This window comes from Verrucomicrobiota bacterium (assembly GCA_021413925.1).
Lineage (GTDB): Bacteria > Verrucomicrobiota > Verrucomicrobiia > Chthoniobacterales > UBA6821 > UBA6821.
In genome coordinates this window covers 13,053-29,084 of the sequence record JAIOPL010000015.1, presented here as the reverse complement: position 1 = coordinate 29,084, position 16,032 = coordinate 13,053, and the positions used below count along the sequence as shown (strand labels likewise).

16 protein-coding genes and 1 tRNA gene are annotated in these 16,032 nt (G+C 56.8%); 5 read left to right on the top strand and 12 right to left on the bottom strand.

Going from position 1 to position 16,032, the window contains the following annotated elements; all coding sequences use genetic code 11:
* Window positions 1-393 precede the first annotated feature (393 nt).
* From K8R57_07270 to K8R57_07230, 9 genes are all read right to left on the bottom strand, one after another.
* Window positions 394-1,359, bottom strand: coding sequence for an ssDNA-binding domain-containing protein (locus tag K8R57_07270; GenBank protein ID MCE9588097.1), 966 nt, complete (start codon window positions 1,357-1,359; stop codon window positions 394-396).
* Complete coding sequence (locus tag K8R57_07265; GenBank protein ID MCE9588096.1) at window positions 1,356-1,571, bottom strand: hypothetical protein; 216 nt, start codon at window positions 1,569-1,571, stop codon at window positions 1,356-1,358. Before K8R57_07265 ends, K8R57_07270 begins: the two co-directional genes overlap by 4 nt.
* A gap of 3 nt (window positions 1,572-1,574) precedes the next feature.
* Window positions 1,575-1,838, bottom strand: coding sequence for a hypothetical protein (locus K8R57_07260; GenBank protein MCE9588095.1), 264 nt, complete (start codon window positions 1,836-1,838; stop codon window positions 1,575-1,577).
* A gap of 2 nt (window positions 1,839-1,840) precedes the next feature.
* Entirely contained in the window at window positions 1,841-2,161 is a 321-nt protein-coding gene (locus K8R57_07255) for a hypothetical protein (GenBank protein ID MCE9588094.1), read from the bottom strand.
* A gap of 246 nt (window positions 2,162-2,407) precedes the next feature.
* A tRNA-Glu gene (locus K8R57_07250) sits at window positions 2,408-2,483 on the bottom strand.
* 63 nt (window positions 2,484-2,546) lie between these two features.
* Complete coding sequence (gene glgX / locus K8R57_07245) at window positions 2,547-4,688, bottom strand: glycogen debranching protein GlgX (GenBank protein MCE9588093.1); 2,142 nt, start codon at window positions 4,686-4,688, stop codon at window positions 2,547-2,549.
* Between the two features lie 46 nt (window positions 4,689-4,734).
* Window positions 4,735-5,112 carry an ApaG domain gene (locus K8R57_07240; protein MCE9588092.1) on the bottom strand — a complete coding sequence of 126 codons (378 nt, stop codon included), beginning with the start codon at window positions 5,110-5,112 and terminating at the stop codon, window positions 4,735-4,737.
* A gap of 22 nt (window positions 5,113-5,134) precedes the next feature.
* A complete protein-coding gene (gene aspS / locus K8R57_07235) occupies window positions 5,135-6,964 on the bottom strand; it encodes an aspartate--tRNA ligase (protein MCE9588091.1) in 1,830 nt (609 codons plus the stop codon).
* A gap of 137 nt (window positions 6,965-7,101) precedes the next feature.
* Complete coding sequence (locus K8R57_07230) at window positions 7,102-8,373, bottom strand: ATP phosphoribosyltransferase regulatory subunit (protein MCE9588090.1); 1,272 nt, start codon at window positions 8,371-8,373, stop codon at window positions 7,102-7,104.
* A gap of 109 nt (window positions 8,374-8,482) precedes the next feature.
* On the opposite strand from K8R57_07230, the gene K8R57_07225 reads away from it, so the two are divergent.
* The 5 genes from K8R57_07225 to K8R57_07205 all read left to right on the top strand — a co-directional run bounded on the left by K8R57_07225 (window position 8,483) and on the right by K8R57_07205 (window position 11,426).
* Window positions 8,483-8,962, top strand: coding sequence for a hypothetical protein (locus K8R57_07225; protein MCE9588089.1), 480 nt, complete (start codon window positions 8,483-8,485; stop codon window positions 8,960-8,962).
* 117 nt (window positions 8,963-9,079) lie between these two features.
* On the top strand, window positions 9,080-9,940 hold the full coding sequence (locus K8R57_07220) for a TraR/DksA C4-type zinc finger protein (protein ID MCE9588088.1): 861 nt from the start codon (window positions 9,080-9,082) through the stop codon (window positions 9,938-9,940).
* 27 nt (window positions 9,941-9,967) lie between these two features.
* The gene (gene rpmG, locus K8R57_07215; protein MCE9588087.1) at window positions 9,968-10,141 is read left to right on the top strand and encodes a 50S ribosomal protein L33; all 174 of its coding nucleotides are present in this window, start codon (window positions 9,968-9,970) and stop codon (window positions 10,139-10,141) included.
* A gap of 27 nt (window positions 10,142-10,168) precedes the next feature.
* Window positions 10,169-10,411 carry a 30S ribosomal protein S18 gene (rpsR, locus tag K8R57_07210; protein MCE9588086.1) on the top strand — a complete coding sequence of 81 codons (243 nt, stop codon included), beginning with the start codon at window positions 10,169-10,171 and terminating at the stop codon, window positions 10,409-10,411.
* A 640-nt stretch (window positions 10,412-11,051) separates the two neighbouring features.
* On the top strand, window positions 11,052-11,426 hold the full coding sequence (locus K8R57_07205) for a hypothetical protein (protein MCE9588085.1): 375 nt from the start codon (window positions 11,052-11,054) through the stop codon (window positions 11,424-11,426).
* 237 nt (window positions 11,427-11,663) lie between these two features.
* Here the strand turns inward: K8R57_07205 and gyrA are convergent, their stop codons facing one another.
* The 3 genes from gyrA to K8R57_07190 form a co-directional block, all read right to left on the bottom strand.
* Window positions 11,664-14,240, bottom strand: a complete 2,577-nt coding sequence (gene gyrA / locus K8R57_07200) for a DNA gyrase subunit A (GenBank protein ID MCE9588084.1) — start codon at window positions 14,238-14,240, stop codon at window positions 11,664-11,666.
* Window positions 14,241-14,388: 148 nt separating this feature from the next.
* Complete coding sequence (gene lpxD / locus K8R57_07195) at window positions 14,389-15,402, bottom strand: UDP-3-O-(3-hydroxymyristoyl)glucosamine N-acyltransferase (protein ID MCE9588083.1); 1,014 nt, start codon at window positions 15,400-15,402, stop codon at window positions 14,389-14,391.
* A 33-nt stretch (window positions 15,403-15,435) separates the two neighbouring features.
* A complete protein-coding gene (locus K8R57_07190) occupies window positions 15,436-16,032 on the bottom strand; it encodes an OmpH family outer membrane protein (protein ID MCE9588082.1) in 597 nt (198 codons plus the stop codon).

Here is a 16,032-nt window from a genome sequence, read left to right as displayed (position 1 = left end):
TTGCCGGGTGGATTCCGAAGCGTGCCCGACACGCGCAGGAACAAGTTTTTTGCGCAGCAAAAGCGGAGCTGTGGTTTTTCCCGGAAAAATCACTTTGCTCTGTTACATTTGAACCGGGAAAAGTGCCCAAGGAGCGGGTCAAAATCCGGTCGCTCCAAGGTGCCAAATCGAATGGGTTGGCATGGGGTAAGGAGCCGATTGCCGGAAGAAGGACGGTGAAGCCTACGACTGACGGTAAAGGGCGGGTGGAAAGCAGGTCTTTTTGCATGGTGAGCTGATTGGACGGAGGAGGCTGGCACCGGGTGAAAGCTTCAGCGGAACCCAGTGCCAAAAGCGCAGCGGCTGACTCCGGCCAATGAGCGTGATGGGGATGTGGATACATGGGGTTGGTTGTCATAGATGGAGGCCTTTCCGCAGGGACATCTGGCCCAGGGTTTTTTGGGCTAGGACTTCTTCGGGTTTGGGGGCTGCCAGACCTGCCGGAGACTGCGATTCCCCAAGGGACTCCTTCTGCTCGATCCCGAGGATGAAATCTGTACTCCTCTGAGCCTGTGAAGAAGCTGTGAAGATCATCTTTGGATCATTCTGGAACTTCTCGATCCAGGAGCCCAAGTAGGCAGCTGAATTATCGAACTGAACTTGGTTCAGGATCCCCGCCTCGTTCGAGAGGAAGGAGGCCCCCAGCTCTGCGATCAACTCCTCCTTGGAGTATCGCTCCGATCCGAACTTCACCGGCAGGGTGATTCCCTCCCGGTCGAGCCGGGAGGAATGACCCGTGGAGTGCGTCATCTCATGGAAGAGGGTCTGGTAGTAGGCCTCGCTGCTGCGGAAGGTCTTTTGAGCCGGCATTCGGATCGAGTCCTCTGCCGGGGAATAGGCAGCCACAAATCCGGTGTGGTAGATCGGACAGATTTTGGCCCCCTCAACGATTTTAGCTGCCCTTTCGAGAGGTTGGAGGGGGTTCTGGACGATTGTCTGAGCCGGGGCTTCGATCCCCTCGGTCTGGTCGAGATTGAAGGCATTGCTCCAGCGGATGAAGGGGATCCGAGTGGGGCGTCCATTGCTCCCCAGGATCATGTTTCCGTGGTCATCCCGTTTCTCGAAGAGCTTGTAGTAGATGACGGGTGTGGCCTTTTCACCCTTCTTGATATTTCCACCAAGGTCGTGGGCCTGCTTGAAGGTCAGCCAGTAGGCAGACTGGAACTCGCTCCCACCCAAGATGAGGGAATTGATCCCTCGGTAGGGTTTCTTGGAGACGATGTTCTGGACTCCCGCCCAGGGCTTCTGCCATGGGACGGTTCCTTTCTTGAGCTGTTCGATGAACCGCTCGGTGATAATCTGGTAGATGTCCTTGCTCACAGGATCACTTCCTCGCGTGCATGCACCAGGTGGATGATCGCTTCATGTTCGGAGAGACCGAAGCGGCGCCCCACAGCTGACGGAAGGTCTTCTCCCTCAAAGTTGCCGGTAAAGAGCGCCGTCTCCTCGGGGGGAGTTCCACGATCCACCTGGCTGAAGAAGTAATCCTCCAGAATCAGGGGGTAGAATTCTTGGGGTTCCAGATGGAGCATGGTTTAGATCCCTTGGCTATGGCCCAGGGTGTTGATGATCTTTCCGAGGTCCTCCCTGCGCACAGGAACGGGCGAGATGCTCAGACCTGGGTCTACCCTTCCGAAGGCATCGCAAACCCAGCAGTCGGCGACGTAGGCCTCTGGAGGGGTCGTCTTAGAGGCTGGGGTGAAGCAGTTGAAACGAGAGTTGGATGCCGAGGAGTGTGGAATCCCTCCCTTGGCGCGATAAATCGCTCCGTGGATGAAGTTGGGGAGGGATTCCTCCACGGTTACCTCCAGTTGATGGCGTGGCTGAAGTTGAGGACGAGTTCCTCAACCTCGCTCTCGGTGTAATGGAGGGAGAATGCGAGATCCTCTAGGTTTTCCTTTCCGACCAAGTCGGAACGGACGCAGTAGAGCACCACAGCGGCACGGAGTCCTTTCTCGGACGCATCGTCCGCCTCGGCGACCCATTCAAAGGTTCTGCCGAGCACTTCGCAGATGCGCTCGATGCTATCGTCTCCTCCCTCGGGCAGGGGTTCGATGTGGTCAACGGGGTGCCGAGTATCGGCGTTATGGATGTCGTTTTCGGGTGGTTGGGGTGTGTTCATCCGCAGCACCCTGCACGAAAAAAACGAACTTGGTGCTCCCGGTTGGGAGCAACATTTCAAAGGGGGTGATTTTGATGACTGAAGAGACTCTCTCTCACGGAATGGAGGTGGGGTTGGATTTGCAGGACAAACAGGACAAATTAACCGCAAGAACTGCAAAGATCCGCAAAAACGAATTGCGAGGGCTGATAGGCCACGAAGCCTCTATTTATCTACTTTCAGAGGCGATTAGGCCACTTTTTGAAGTGGCCACCCTAACGGGATTCGAACCCGTGTTACTCCCGTGAAAGGGGAGTGTCCTAGGCCACTGGACGATAGGGTGTCATAGTGGGAGGGAAGAAAATGCCTTAAGCAGGCATTATTTCAAGCAAAGTTATCAGCAAGCCTACCCCAACCGTCCTGATCTGTTCCCGATCAGGACGATCACAGAGCGCTCGGTTAGGGTGATAGTGGACTGATCGGCGATGAGTTGTTCGGAGCCAGGCTCATAAAAGTCGTCTGGCGAGGGCCGGGCCGTGTCAACCACAAGACTCCATCGCATTCCGGAGGGCAGCTTCGGCAGCCCGTAGGAAAGGGGTTCGTGCCACATGTTAAAGGCGGCATAGATGAAGTCAGTCTCCGGGCCGTAGGATTCATCCATTTTTCCGGCGATCATGAAAGCGACCGATCGGCTGTCAGAACCCCAGTCAGGCTGTCGCGGCTTCACCCCATGCCAACCGATGTCGGGATAGCCACATCCCTGAACATCCATGCCTGTAAAAAATTCCGTCCTGTGCAGCTGGCTATGCTGACGACGAAAATCGGCCATCAGGCCTACAAAACGCTTTAGTCCCAAGGCTTCCCCTCCCTCTTGCTCCTGAGTCCAGTCGAGCCAGTTCCACTCCTCGTCGTGGCAGTAGGCGTTATTGTTACCGTTTTGGGTGCGGCCCAGTTCATCACCCATGGAAAGCATTGGCACCCCCTGGCTCAGGAAGAGCAAAGCCATGGCGTTGCGCTGGAATCGTGCGCGCAGGGCATTCACCTCGGGATCGTCGGTTTCCCCTTCGACTCCACAGTTCCAGCAGTTGTTATCATTCGCCCCGTCGCGGTTTTCCTCTCCGTTGGCCAGGTTGTGCTTGTCATTGTACGTGAAGAGATCGCGTAGAGTGAAGCCGTCATGGCAGGTCAGGAAATTCACGGAAGCGGTAGGCTTCCTGCCAGAGGATGCGTAGAGACTAGGGGAACCCAAGATGCACTGCACCATCTCGCCAGCAACGCCCGAATCCCCTTTCAGGAAACGTCGCGCCGCGTCGCGGAAATGGCCGTTCCATTCCATCCATCGCCCATAGGAGGGGAAGTTCCCGACCTGGTAGAGTCCGCCTGCATCCCAAGCCTCGGCAATGAGATCGCAGCCCGCCAGGATAGGGTCAAGGGCCAGAGCCTCGAGCAGGGGAGGATTGGCCAGAGGATGGCCGTTGCGATCGCGTCCCAGCACAGAGGCAAGATCGAAGCGGAACCCGTCGATATGGAACTCGGAGACCCAGTAGTGCAGGCAATCGAGCACGAAGGAGCGGACCACAGGGTGATTGCAGTTCAGTGTGTTGCCGCAGCCGGTGTAGTTCGCGTAGCTCCCGTCCGGGTTGAGCATGTAATAGGTCTGATTGTCGATACCCCGGAAGGAGATCGTAGGCCCGCGCAAATCTCCCTCGGCAGTGTGATTGAAGACCACGTCGAGGATCACGGAGATGCCGGCGGCATGGAGCGCCTTGATCATGCCCTTGAACTCGGAGACCTGGTTTCCGTGGTGACCGGTCGCCGCATATCCGCTCTTCGGCGCATAGAAACCGACAGTACTATATCCCCAGTAGTTACAAAGACGGTTGCCGGTCTCGGGATTGATCCGTTTGTTCTCGTACTCGTCGAACTCGAAAACTGGCATCAACTCCACGCAATTCACGCCGATTGACTGGAGGTAGGGGATTTTCTCAATGATCCCCTCGTAGGTTCCCGGATGCCTGACACCAGAGGAGGGATGGCGAGTGAACCCGCGCACATGCATCTCGTAGATCACCAGATCCTGAACGGGTAAATTGATCGGACGGTCATGCCCCCAGTCGAAATCCTCGTAGGGCATCCGTGCCCGGTGCGGATAGACCTCCTCTTCGGGAGGCTGGGAGAGCCAGACGTCGCGTCCACCGATTTCACGAGCATAGGGATCGAGCAAAATTCGCTTCGGATCGAAAAGGTTTCCGGCCTTCGGATCATAGGGTCCCTCCATCCGGAAGCCGTATTCTGTCTCTTCGTAGTCCAGATCGTAGACAATCATGGTGTACACATCGCCGATCTTACACTCAGGGGGGAAAGGGATTTCCGCATAGGGAGCGGACTCCCCTTTGCGGAAGAGCACAAGCGTGCAGGAGGTGGCGTGGGAGGAGTAGATCGAGAAATTCACCCCGCCCGGCACATGACTCGCCCCGTAAGGAAGGGCATGTCCGTAACGCAGCCGGAATCCTCCGTACTCATGAGTGTGATGAAAGGCAGCGCGCATCAGGGTTGTGCCGAAGTTACCACGGATAAAACCTTAAATAGAGGAATTATTCCCCGGGTGGGACGAGTTCGAAGGCAGGGATCCTTGCCACGACCGCATTTCCTTCTTCCGTCATTGCCAGATAGGATCCCTCAGCCAAGGAGCGACCCGCCGTGGTATGGTAGCTATTGTACGAAAAATGTTCGCCCGGCTCGAGTCGTGGAAAGCAACCAACCACACCGTCTCCCTCGAAGGCCGTGACATGACCATCCTCGCTGCGAACGACCCACTTGCGCCCCTTCACCATGATGGTCTGGTCGCTCCGGTTGTGAATCGTAATGTAGTAGACAAAGGGATGCGGTTGATCAGGTGGTGCCGGAAGCTCGGGGGCATAAATGACCCGATCAACTGTCGCCTCGAAACCCGGGAGGAGCTGAGGCTGCATTAATAGGTGCTCCCTTTCGCGGTTAGGCTGAGGGAGGAACGATAGCGCCTGCGTTAGGTGCTCCAGAAACACCGGCCACCTTTGGCTTCACTGTCGAAGAGATATGGAGCTCGCGGAGCTGCTTCATCTCGGCGGGAGCCGGCGATCCGGTGAGGAGTTCGGCGCCGCGGTTGTTCTTCGGGAAGGCGATGACTTCGCGGATCGATTCTTCACCCGCGATGAGTGCCACAAGGCGATCCAGACCGAGCGCGATGCCACCATGCGGAGGCGCTCCATGGCGGAAGGCACGCAGGAGATGGCCAAAGAGCTCCTCTTGCTCCACATCATTGATACCGAGTACGGAGAAGGTCTCTGCCTGGAGATCTCCCTCATGGATACGAATACTTCCGCCGCCGATCTCAACCCCATTGAGCACGATATCATAGGCCTCGGCACGGATCTCTCCGAGCTTCGAGGGATCCTTGAGCAGGTCGCGATCCTCGGCCTTGGGACGTGTGAAGGGATGGTGGACGGCGTTCCACTTGTTCTCCTCGGCATTGAAGGCGAGCATCGGGAAGTCGACGACCCAGAGGAAGTTGAGTTGATTAGGATCACTTGTGAGCTTCTGGACTTCGGCTACTCGCAGGCGGACACGCCCGAGTACAGTACAGGCAGTCTCCCATGCGTCGGCGCCGAAGAGGACAAGATCCCCTTCCTGCATGTCGAGACGGATGGAAAGAGCGGCTTTCTCCTCCTCGCTGAAGAATTTTACGATCGGGGACTTCCACTCACCATTCTCGACCTTGATGAAGGCGAGACCCTTCGCTCCGGCTGACTTGGCCAGCTCGGTGAGCTCCTCAATCTGGCCGGTGGTGATGCTGGCGAACCCCTTGGCATTCATCGCCTTCACGACACCACCGGAATCGAGGGCACCCCGGAAGACCTTGAACTGGCTCTGGGCGAAAATGTCTCCGACATCCACGATCTCCATGCCGAAGCGGGTGTCGGGCTTGTCACTGCCATAGCGGTTCATCGCGTCGGCATAGGTCATGCGGGGAAAAGGCACGGGAATCTCTACTCCTCGCGACTCACGGAAGATCCGCTGGAACATTTTCTCAATGAGATCCTGAAGATCCTGCGCTTTCACGAAGGAGGCCTCGATATCGACCTGGGTGAACTCTGGTTGGCGGTCAGCACGCAGATCCTCGTCGCGGAAGCAGCGTGCGATCTGGAAGTACTTGTCGACGCCTCCAACCATCAGAAGCTGTTTGTACTGCTGGGGAGCCTGCGGCAGCGCATAGAAGGCTCCGGGCGTTAGCCGCGAGGGAACAAGGAAGTCGCGAGCTCCTTCCGGGGTGCTCTTGGAGAGAATCGGCGTCTCGATCTCCCAGAAGCCCTCCGTATCGAGGACATCGCGGATCGACTTGGTGATACGATGACGGAGGCGGAGGTTCGCCGCCATCGCCGGACGGCGCAGGTCAAGGAAGCGATGGGTCAGGCGCAGATCCTCGTTTGCGATGCGCTCATCCATCGGGAAGGGAGGGACCTCTGAGCGGTTCAACACAGTGAGGGTGCTGGCGACCAGTTCCACAGCACCGGTCGGGAGCTTTGGATTCTCGGTGCCGGCCAGACGGGCAGTAACATGGCCCGTGACAGTGATCACATCCTCGGAACGAAGACTGTGTGCAGCTGCGGCAGCCTCCGCGTGGACCTCGGGCCGGAAGACCACCTGGGTGATGCCGTCGCGATCGCGTAGGTCGATGAAGATAACGCCTCCATGGTCGCGGCGTGAAGCGACCCAACCACTCAGGGTAAGATCGCGTCCAATATCGGAAGGGCGCAGGGCGCCACAGAGGCAGTCACGGTAGTGCATGGGAAAAGTAAAGAGAGGGATGAAAGCTGAAACCTGAAACCTGAAAAAGGATTCAATGCTCGGGAATCAAATTTTTATCATTTTGTGTTTTTGAACGATCTTCTATCTGGCTGCAGAACCCTTCGATTGTGCGACCTTCAGGTTTCAAGTTTCAGGTTTCGACCTTCCTCTTCGCTTAGCCAGACGCCAAGAGTTGCATGATCGAGCTCCTGCTCCATGCGGTCGGAGAGGCGCTTCACCTTGACCTCAGGCCATTCGGCACCGATCACGACGGCATGGGAAGCGCCAAGGGTCTCGGCCGATCCAAACTGCTTGCCGACTTTTTCCTGGACCAGCGGGAAACCGACCCGCCAACCCTCGCTGCGTAGTTGTTGGGCCAGGAACAGAGCGTTGGAGCGATGGGTCTCGTCGGCGATCACGAGATAGATTTGGACCGGCGCATCGGCTTTGAGAGCCGCTTCCTCCTGCGCCTTGGCGGCAGGGCATTCGTTGAGAAGCTCCAGCAGGACGGCATCTCCGACGCCGAACCCCACGGCCGGCAGATCGGCCGATCCGTCGCTTAGATCCGCAAGCAGGCGGTCGTAGCGGCCACCGCCGGCGATAGCGCGCAGCCCGGCCCGTAGCGCGAAGGCTTCAAAGACGACTCCCGTATAGTAGGCGAGTCCGCGCACCACCCCGAGGTCAGGGCGCACATAGTCTCGTAGCCCGCGGGCTTCCAGATCGGCCAACAGGGGAGCCAGCACAGGGATCTCTGCGCGGGCAATGAACTCCTGCAGAGTGGCCGACGTGACGCCGAAGGGAGCAAGCAGTTCCTCGGTCTTCTCGGGGGGCATCTTTTCCATCCGGTCGACGATAGTTAGGAACTCACCGGCCCTTTCCTTCTCCACTCCATGCAGGGTCATGAAATCATGCCATGCGGAGCGGTCGCTCAGACGGATGGCAAAATCCTCAGGTCCCAGACCGAAGGAACGGAGCAAATCGATAAGCAGGGAAATCACTTCGGCGTCGGCCGCGGAAGTGGCGTCTCCCACAAGGTCGCAGTTGAACTGAAGGAACTCTCGCAGGCGCCCCCGCTGCTGACGCTCGTAGCGAAAGCAGGTGCCGACATTGAACCATCGCATCGGCTTTGGAAAATCACGGTGCCGCGCCGCGATCATCCGGGCCAGGGTCGGCGTCACCTCGGGGCGAAGGGCCACGGCGCGTTCCCCCTTGTCAATGAACTCATACAGCTGTCCCAGGATCTCGCCGCCGCTGTTTTTCTTCCGATAGAGCTCGGCCGATTCCAGTGTCGGACCATCGAACTCGACGAATCCGTACCGGCGGGCTGCCTCACGCCATTTGCCTACCAGATAGTTCCGACGCGCAAAATCCTCAGGAAAGAGGTCTCGGAAGCCGGGAAGAGGTTTCATGGGAATGGGAATGCAGTTCGTTATACGCGAGCCGGGAGCGAGTCAAATACGCTAGGACAGACATCTCCTCTCTACAATACCCGATCACTTCGTTTAAGATTCCCTCGTCATGATTGAGCCCCTTACCCCGCGCACTCTTTTGCTAACCCAGATCCTTGCGACGGCGATGATGACCGGGATCATCTGGTTCGTTCAGATCGTCCATTATCCCCTGTTTTTGAAAGTACCCGCGGAGGGATTCGTCGCGTACGAGCAGTCTCATACCATCAGGACCGGTTTCGTGGTGGCCCCCTTGATGCTGGTCGAGTTGGGAACCGCGATTGCCCTCCTGCTTCTCTCCGTTGCTTCGGGTGAAAAACTACCGATAGCGATAGGACTCACCCCTCTCTATCTCTGGTCGTTCGGCTGCCTTGCTCTGATCTGGGCAAGCACTTTCCTGATTCAGGTACCCCTGCACCATCTCTTGGAACAACGCCCCGACGCCAAGGCCATGGAGCTTCTCGTCTCGACAAACTGGATCCGCACCATTCTCTGGAGCATCCGACTGGGACTTCTGGCCTTCCTGGTTGCTGGGCGGATCATCTTCTGAAAGTGGAAGGATCAAGTTTCCTAAAAGATTTCTCTTGCGAGATCTCGTGGTGAGCTATAACAAGCCCCTCCCCTATTTTCCCCCAACACCAAACAGACACACTCATCCGATCCCGTTATGGCATCCAAAAAACCTGCTAAAAAGGCCCCGGCCAAGAAAGCCGCCGCACCGAAGAAAGCTTCCGTGAAGGCTGCAAAACCAGCAGCTAAGGCCGTGAAAGCGCTCAAGAAAGCTCCTGCCAAAGCAGTCGCCAAGAAACCTGCCCCAAAGGTCATCAAGCCCACAAAGCCCTCAGCCAAAAAGCCGCTTGCCAAGAAAGCCGCAGCGAAGATGGTTTCCAAGATTTCCAAACCCGCCCTCCAAAAAGCAGCTCCCAAAAAAGTTGCGAAACCGGCGATCACACTTTCCAAGGCTCCCTCGGTTAAGAGTAAAGCGAAGTCCTCCAAGTCCAAGGCACCCGTCTCTTCCAATGAGCGCGTTCTGGCCCAGCAATTTGTTATCAAGCCCAAGGTCAACAAGAACCTAAAACTCACCCCTTTCCTGACCAAGCAGCGTCAGCGTCTCCTCGAACTCAAGGACACCCTCCTTGACGCCATGAGAGGAGTTGCCCGAGACAACCTGCACGCCGGCACCGAGACCTCCGCCTTCGGCATGCATCAGGCCGATGCCGGTAGCGATGCCTACGACCGCGACTTCGCCCTCAGCATGCTCTCCAAGGAACAGGGATCGCTTTACGAGATTGACGAGGCCCTCAAAAGAGTCGAAGATGGAAGTTACGGAGTCTGCGATCTCTGCCAAAAGCCGATCAAACACGAGCGACTCGAGGCTCTGCCTTTCACCCGTTACACGGTGGATTGCCAGGCAGGTTTGGAGAAAAACCAGCACCATAACAGTGCTCGTCCCCAGATCACCTCATTGTTCGGACTGACTGAAGAAGAGTCCGAGAGCGAAGAGGACGACACCACCGAAACCAGCTAAACCGACCCAATCCACAATCCCTGTTTTATGCCACGCGACATCATCATCATTGAGTGCACCGAAGCGGTTGCCGAAGGCAAGCCCGTCTCCCGCTACATCACGACCCGCAACAAGAAGAGCCTCAATACTCCGGGCCGACTTGAGAAAAAGAAGTACAATCCAAATCTCAAGCGCCATACACTCCATCGCGAGACCAAGTAAACGGCCTCTTTCAACCCACTCTCCAACATGAGCACACCAAAGACAGAACAGCGCAGCCGCAACTTCCGCCGCGCCAACCGATGCATGCCCCGCCGTCGCCTCGACGTCTCCACAGACGCAATCGACTTTAAGAACCCCGACCTCCTTCGCAAGTTCACCACCGAGGCCGGTAAGATCCTTCCCCGTCGTATGACCGGCCTTGCCGCACACCTGCACCGCAAGATCACCCGCGAGATCAAGCGCTCACGCGCCGCTCTCCTGATGAAGTAACGGAAAGATTTCCTTCCAAAAGAAAAGCCGCTCATGCCGATGGTTGGAGCGGCTTTTTTGTGCCCTGATTGGAATCAGCAGCACACATAATCTCGCGCGGAGGCGAAGATGTGCATGTAAAAATTCACAGGCATGAAGGAGATTAAAGGGATGGGGAGATTTTAAGGATTCAGATTATCCCATGCATCCCCTTCGACCCAGTGAAGGAACCTAATCATTTACGAAAGGAATCTTCCCGACGACATCAACGCCATCCACGCCCCGGAGCAGCTTCTTTTTTCATATCCTAAGCAATCGACCTCGAATGACGAACCAGCAGCACCACTTCTACCAGGGTGCTGGGATTTTAGATGCAGGGCTAGGAGCCCGCCCTTTTCTAAAAAAGGGGCACCGGGATTTTGAGGAAGCACCAGCCCTCCTCCATCCCTCTGGAAACCCTTCTACCCGATGGCGGTAGAAGAGGATGGCGAGACTCGGGTTAGCGGGATTCGAACCCCAAATGCCTCTAACTCATTGAACTGCGAAGCCCCATTCTCAGTGAGTCTACGGACTTTCGTTCAATCTCACAGATTCTTTCACCTCATGCTGTAGTGAATCCATAGCGATTTGATTCTTCGTGGGTTCTTGGCAAGATAATCCAATGAACCTCCTGCTGATCCCATATTTTGCCAATATAGCAATTCTTGTTCCTGTGGCGCTTGGATCGCTGACTGGATTGTTGCCAATATCCAGAGGACATTTTCCTGAGAGCCCTGGTTGGCGAACAATCACTGGATCCCTGTGGACAGCTATTCTTGTTTGCTCAATCGCAGGGTTGTTTCACCCCATTGTCTTTGCGCCAATTCTTCTTCTCCAAGTCATCTATAAGACTGTCTGGCTAGTTTTCTATGTCCTTCCACGTTTGAGAAATGCTGACTCTCGAAAAGAAATACACTGGGGAATTGCAGTCTCATTCCTGCTCATCGTGATTTTCTATCCGCTTGTTATTCCTTGGAGCGTCCTGTTCCCGCAGTGATAAACCTAGCGAGGTAGGGATTTCGTAGTGTATTCGGAAAAGCAGTTTTCCCTCCATCCCTCTGGAACCTCTTCAGAGCGAAGGAGTCCTCGGAAAAAACCGAGACTCGGGTTGGCGGAATTCGAACCCGCTATTTCTGTAAAAGGCTTGGAAGTTTGAATGCGGGGCTAGGCGAGCGAGGGAGGGCTTAGTAGCCCTACGCCGACCGAGCAGCAACGCTGTCCCACGCTAAAAGACCTAGCCTTCTATGACTTCGTCTTCTTTTTGTGATACCACCGGCGCAATCCCCTGCAACTTCTCACCCTCGGGCAGATTGATCAGACGTACACCCATGGCATTCCGTCCGGTTTCGCGGATTTTGTCGACAGGGGTGCGAACCATCTGACCACCGGAGGTGATCAGCATGATCTCGTCCGAATCAGTGACGGAGAGCGCTCCGACCACGCAACCCACCTTGTCTCCGGTCTTCATGGTGATGATGCCTTTGCCGCCGCGCGATTGCTTGCGGTACTCCTCGAAGGAGGTGCGTTTGCCGATGCCGTTCTCGCCTGCCACAAGTAGCATGCAGTCGTTGCGGACAAGGCTGACGGAGACGACTTCGTCGCCTTTATTAGGACGAATGCCCCAGACGCCAACGGTCTTGCGCCCTTGGTCGCGGAGCTCCTCCTCGCTAAAGCGGATACTCATGCCCTCCTTGGTAACCAGGACGACCTCGTCGTGGCCGTCCGTGAGAGAGGCAGAGATGAGCACATCCCCTTCCTCGATCTCGATGGCGATGATGCCTCCCTTGCGGATGTTGGAGAAGTCCCCGAGGTTCGACTTCTTCACGATGCCACTGCGGGTAGCGAAGAAGATATGCTTCTCGGGATTCCAGGTGGTCTCGACACCTCCTGCACCGCCGCTGGTGGTCGACTCGATGCGGAGTGTGGCGGCGACCTGTTCACCCGACTGGAAGTTGAGGATGTTCGCGATGGAGCGGCCCTTGGCCGTGCGGCTCATTTCGGGAATCTCATGTACCCTCTCGACATAGCAGCGGCCTGTCTTTGTGAAGAAGACAAGGTAGTCATGCGTGCTGGCGGTAAAGAGATGCTCGACGAAATCGCCCTCCTCGGCATCGGTCTGAGCCTCACGCGTGGTCATTCCGATGACCCCCTTGCCACCGCGCTTCTGCGAGCGGTAGGCGCTGACGGCTGTGCGCTTAATGAATCCCTTGTGAGTGACAGTAATGATGCAGCCTTCGTTGGCGATCAAGTCCTCGATGGAGATCTCTCCCTCCTCGGGGACAAGCTCAGTGAGGCGGGGGCCGGCGTGCTTGTCACGGATCGCCTTCAGTTCGGTCTTGATGATCGTGAAGACGCGCTCCTCGCGGGCAAGGATGTCGACCAGATCGGCGATTGTGGAGAGAAGCTGCTGATACTCGGCGTTCAGCTTGTCGCGCTCGAGGCCGGTGAGCTGGTAGAGGCGCAGCTCGAGGATGGCATCGGCCTGAGGCTCGCTGAAGCAGTACTGTCCCTTGTCATTGAGCCGGGATTCCTGACGAAGCAGGATGCCGAATTTCTCGATCTCCTTCTTCGAGAACTCGATGGCCAACAGGCGGGTGCGGGCCTCGTCGCGGTTCTGGGAATCGCGGATGATCTTGATGAAATTGTCGAGATTCGCGAGGGCGATCAGGTAGCCCTCGAGCTTCTCGGCACGGGTCTCGGCCTCGCGGAGGAGGAAGCGGGTGCGACGAAGGATAACCTCGCGGCGGTGCTCGATGAAGCAGGCGATGGCTTCCTTGAGCGAAAGGAGCTTCGGACGACCTCGGTCGATGGCCAGCATCGAGATGGAGAAGGAGGACTCGAGTGCGGTGTGCTTGTAGAGGTTGTTGATGACGACCTTCGGAATAGCATCCCGTTTGAGCTCGATGACAACACGGGTGTTCTCATCGGACTCATCGCGGATAGCGCTGATGTCGGTGATGATCTTCTCGTTCACGAGACCAGCGATGCGCTCGACAAGAGTAGCCCGGTTGACGTTGTAGGGAATCTCGGTGATGACGATCTGCTCGCGACCGCCCTTGATCTCCTCGACGCCGGCGCGTCCTCGGACCTTCACGGAGCCACGCCCTGTCTCGAAGTATTGCCTGATACCGCCGACGCCGCAGAGCTGACATCCCGTCGGGAAGTCAGGACCCTTGATGTGCTTCATCAACTCGTCGAGCGTGATGTCGGGATTATCAACCTGGGCACAGACCGCGTCGATGGTCTCACCGAGGTTATGCGGAGGTATATTGGTCGCCATGCCGACCGCGATGCCAGTGCCGCCATTGACGAGAAGGTTCGGGATCGAGGCTGGGAAAACGGTCGGCTCCTCGCGGGTGTCATCGTAGTTCGGAACGAAATCGACCGTGTCGTGGTCCATGTCCTCCATGAGGACGGCGCCAAGGGGCCGCAGGCGTGCCTCGGTATAACGCATGGAGGCCGGAGGATCACCTTCGACGGAACCGAAGTTGCCCTGACCCTCGATAAGGGTCTCGCGCATTGCCCAGGTCTGGGCCATGTGGACGAGAGTGGGATAGATCGCCTGGTCACCATGGGGGTGATAGTTACCCATGGTCTCGCCGACGATCTTGGCGCACTTGAGATGCTTGCGGGTCGGCATCACCCCGAGCTCGCTCATGGCAAACAGGATGCGGCGCTGCGAGGGCTTCAGACCGTCGCGAGCATCGGGAAGCGCCCGGGAAATGATGACCGACATGGAGTAGTCGAGGAAGGATCTAGAGATCTCTTCGGCAACATCGATCGGTTCGACTTTTTCGTTCTGGTTATACAAGGTATTGGGCCTAAGGGGTGGTTTGAGATTGAGTCCGCACAATATATAGGAGCTAAGCAGTGGGGGGAAAGTACGAAAGTGGAAAAGTCGAAGGTTCCAACTGATAACACTGGGCGTACCGGGGAAAACCTTCCCACTTTTTCACCTTTTACTTTTGCACCAACTTTTCGAGCTCCTTAACCCTATCGTAGAGTTTGTGAAGCTGGGAAATATAGAAGTTTGTCTGCTTGAACTCTTTCATCGGCTTTGCAGGGGCGCCGATCAACATCGAGCCCGCTGGGACGTTCTTGGAGACACCGGCCTTGGCTCCCAGCACGGCCTTATCACCGATTTCGATATGCCCGGCGAGGCCGACCTGCCCGGCGAGAGTGACATAAGACCCGATCAGCGTGCTGCCAGAGATCCCGACTTGGGAGCAGATGATGGTGTGAGAACCGATCTGCACATTGTGGGCGATCTGTACCAGATTATCGATCTTGCTCCCCTCGCCGATGACGGTGCGTCCGAAGCGGGCGCGGTCGACGGTGGTATTGGCCCCGATCTCGACGTCATCACCGATCTCAACAATGCCGGTCTGAGGAATCTTAACATGGCGTCCCTCCTTGAACTCGTAGCCGAATCCACACGATCCGATGACTGCACCCGGTTGAAGAATGACGCGGTTGCCCAGAATGCAACGCTCGCGGATGATCGCTCCGGGATGTAAATGACATCCCTCACCGAGATGCACCTCACTGCCGATGAGGCATCCAGCTCCAATCACGGAACCGGAACCAATCACAGCTGACTCCCCGATCACGGCCTGAGGTCCCACGGAAACCCGTTCCCCAAGTCGTGCGGAAGGAGAGACGACGGCAGAAGGATGGATACCTGGTTCAGCCGCCACTTCGGGTGGCGCGAAGGCTGCCACCACGGAGGCAAAGGCCCCGGAGGGATTCTCAACCTTCAGTAGTACCGGCCCGATCTCCCCACCGAACTCCAGAGGAACGAAAACTGCACTAGCCTTGCTGAGACGGAGTTGGGCCAGATAGCGGGGATTTCCGAAGAAAGTGATGTCACCCGGGCGAGCCTCCTGCAAGGAAGCAACACCTGTGATTTCCAAGTCGCCCGAACCGGTTGGGGCCTCGAATCCCGCGAGCGCTGCTAATTCCAGCAGTCTCATGGGAGAGTGAGGCGAGTCAACGGGGTTGCTGGATTATTTGGCTGCGGCTGCCTTGGCCGGAGCGTTCTTGTTCAGTGCCGTGATCACATCCTGACTGAAATCGAGATCATCCCGGGAATAGAGAACAACAGGCACGGCACCAGCGCTCAGCCCGGACTTATCAAAGACGATGTCATAGCCCTTGGCTTTCACGAGATCGTTCACGGTCTTCATGATGTCGTCGACGATGTCCTTGCGCATACGGAGGAACTGGTCCTGAAGTCCCTTCTGCTTGGAGCTGCGATAGTCGGCAATCTCCTTGTCGAGTGCGCGGGCGGCAGCCACCTTGGTCTGCAGATCCTTCTTCTTGGCATCAGCATCATCTTTGGCCAGGTCGGGTTTCTGGATGTCGGTATTCAGCTGACTGATATCCTTCATGCTGGCCTTGAGGGTTTCCACGCGTCCATTCAGGTCGTCATTAGCTGCCTTCTCGGCATCGGCATACTTGGTCTGAGCATCCTTAGTCTTGTAATACTCGCTGAAGACACGGTTCATGTCGACTGTACCGAACTTGACCTGTGCGTTGGCGAAACCCGCACCACCAAGAACGAAAAGTGCCGCGAGCAAAGAGATACGGGTGATGGATGTCAT

What these genes read in the sequence shown, in the direction of transcription:
- K8R57_07265 (MCE9588096.1), bottom strand. Translation starts at nt 1,571, where the DNA reads ATGCTCCATCTGGAACCCCAAGAATTCTACCCCCTGATTCTGGAGGAT.
- K8R57_07255 (MCE9588094.1), bottom strand. Translation starts at nt 2,161, where the DNA reads ATGAACACACCCCAACCACCCGAAAACGACATCCATAACGCCGATACT.
- glgX (MCE9588093.1), bottom strand. Translation starts at nt 4,688, where the DNA reads ATGCGCGCTGCCTTTCATCACACTCATGAGTACGGAGGATTCCGGCTG.
- K8R57_07240 (MCE9588092.1), bottom strand. Translation starts at nt 5,112, where the DNA reads ATGCAGCCTCAGCTCCTCCCGGGTTTCGAGGCGACAGTTGATCGGGTC.
- aspS (MCE9588091.1), bottom strand. Translation starts at nt 6,964, where the DNA reads ATGCACTACCGTGACTGCCTCTGTGGCGCCCTGCGCCCTTCCGATATT.
- K8R57_07230 (MCE9588090.1), bottom strand. Translation starts at nt 8,373, where the DNA reads ATGAAACCTCTTCCCGGCTTCCGAGACCTCTTTCCTGAGGATTTTGCG.
- K8R57_07225 (MCE9588089.1), top strand. Translation starts at nt 8,483, where the DNA reads ATGATTGAGCCCCTTACCCCGCGCACTCTTTTGCTAACCCAGATCCTT.
- K8R57_07220 (MCE9588088.1), top strand. Translation starts at nt 9,080, where the DNA reads ATGGCATCCAAAAAACCTGCTAAAAAGGCCCCGGCCAAGAAAGCCGCC.
- rpmG (MCE9588087.1), top strand. Translation starts at nt 9,968, where the DNA reads ATGCCACGCGACATCATCATCATTGAGTGCACCGAAGCGGTTGCCGAA.
- rpsR (MCE9588086.1), top strand. Translation starts at nt 10,169, where the DNA reads ATGAGCACACCAAAGACAGAACAGCGCAGCCGCAACTTCCGCCGCGCC.
- K8R57_07205 (MCE9588085.1), top strand. Translation starts at nt 11,052, where the DNA reads ATGAACCTCCTGCTGATCCCATATTTTGCCAATATAGCAATTCTTGTT.
- lpxD (MCE9588083.1), bottom strand. Translation starts at nt 15,402, where the DNA reads ATGAGACTGCTGGAATTAGCAGCGCTCGCGGGATTCGAGGCCCCAACC.
- K8R57_07190 (MCE9588082.1), bottom strand. Translation starts at nt 16,032, where the DNA reads ATGACATCCATCACCCGTATCTCTTTGCTCGCGGCACTTTTCGTTCTT.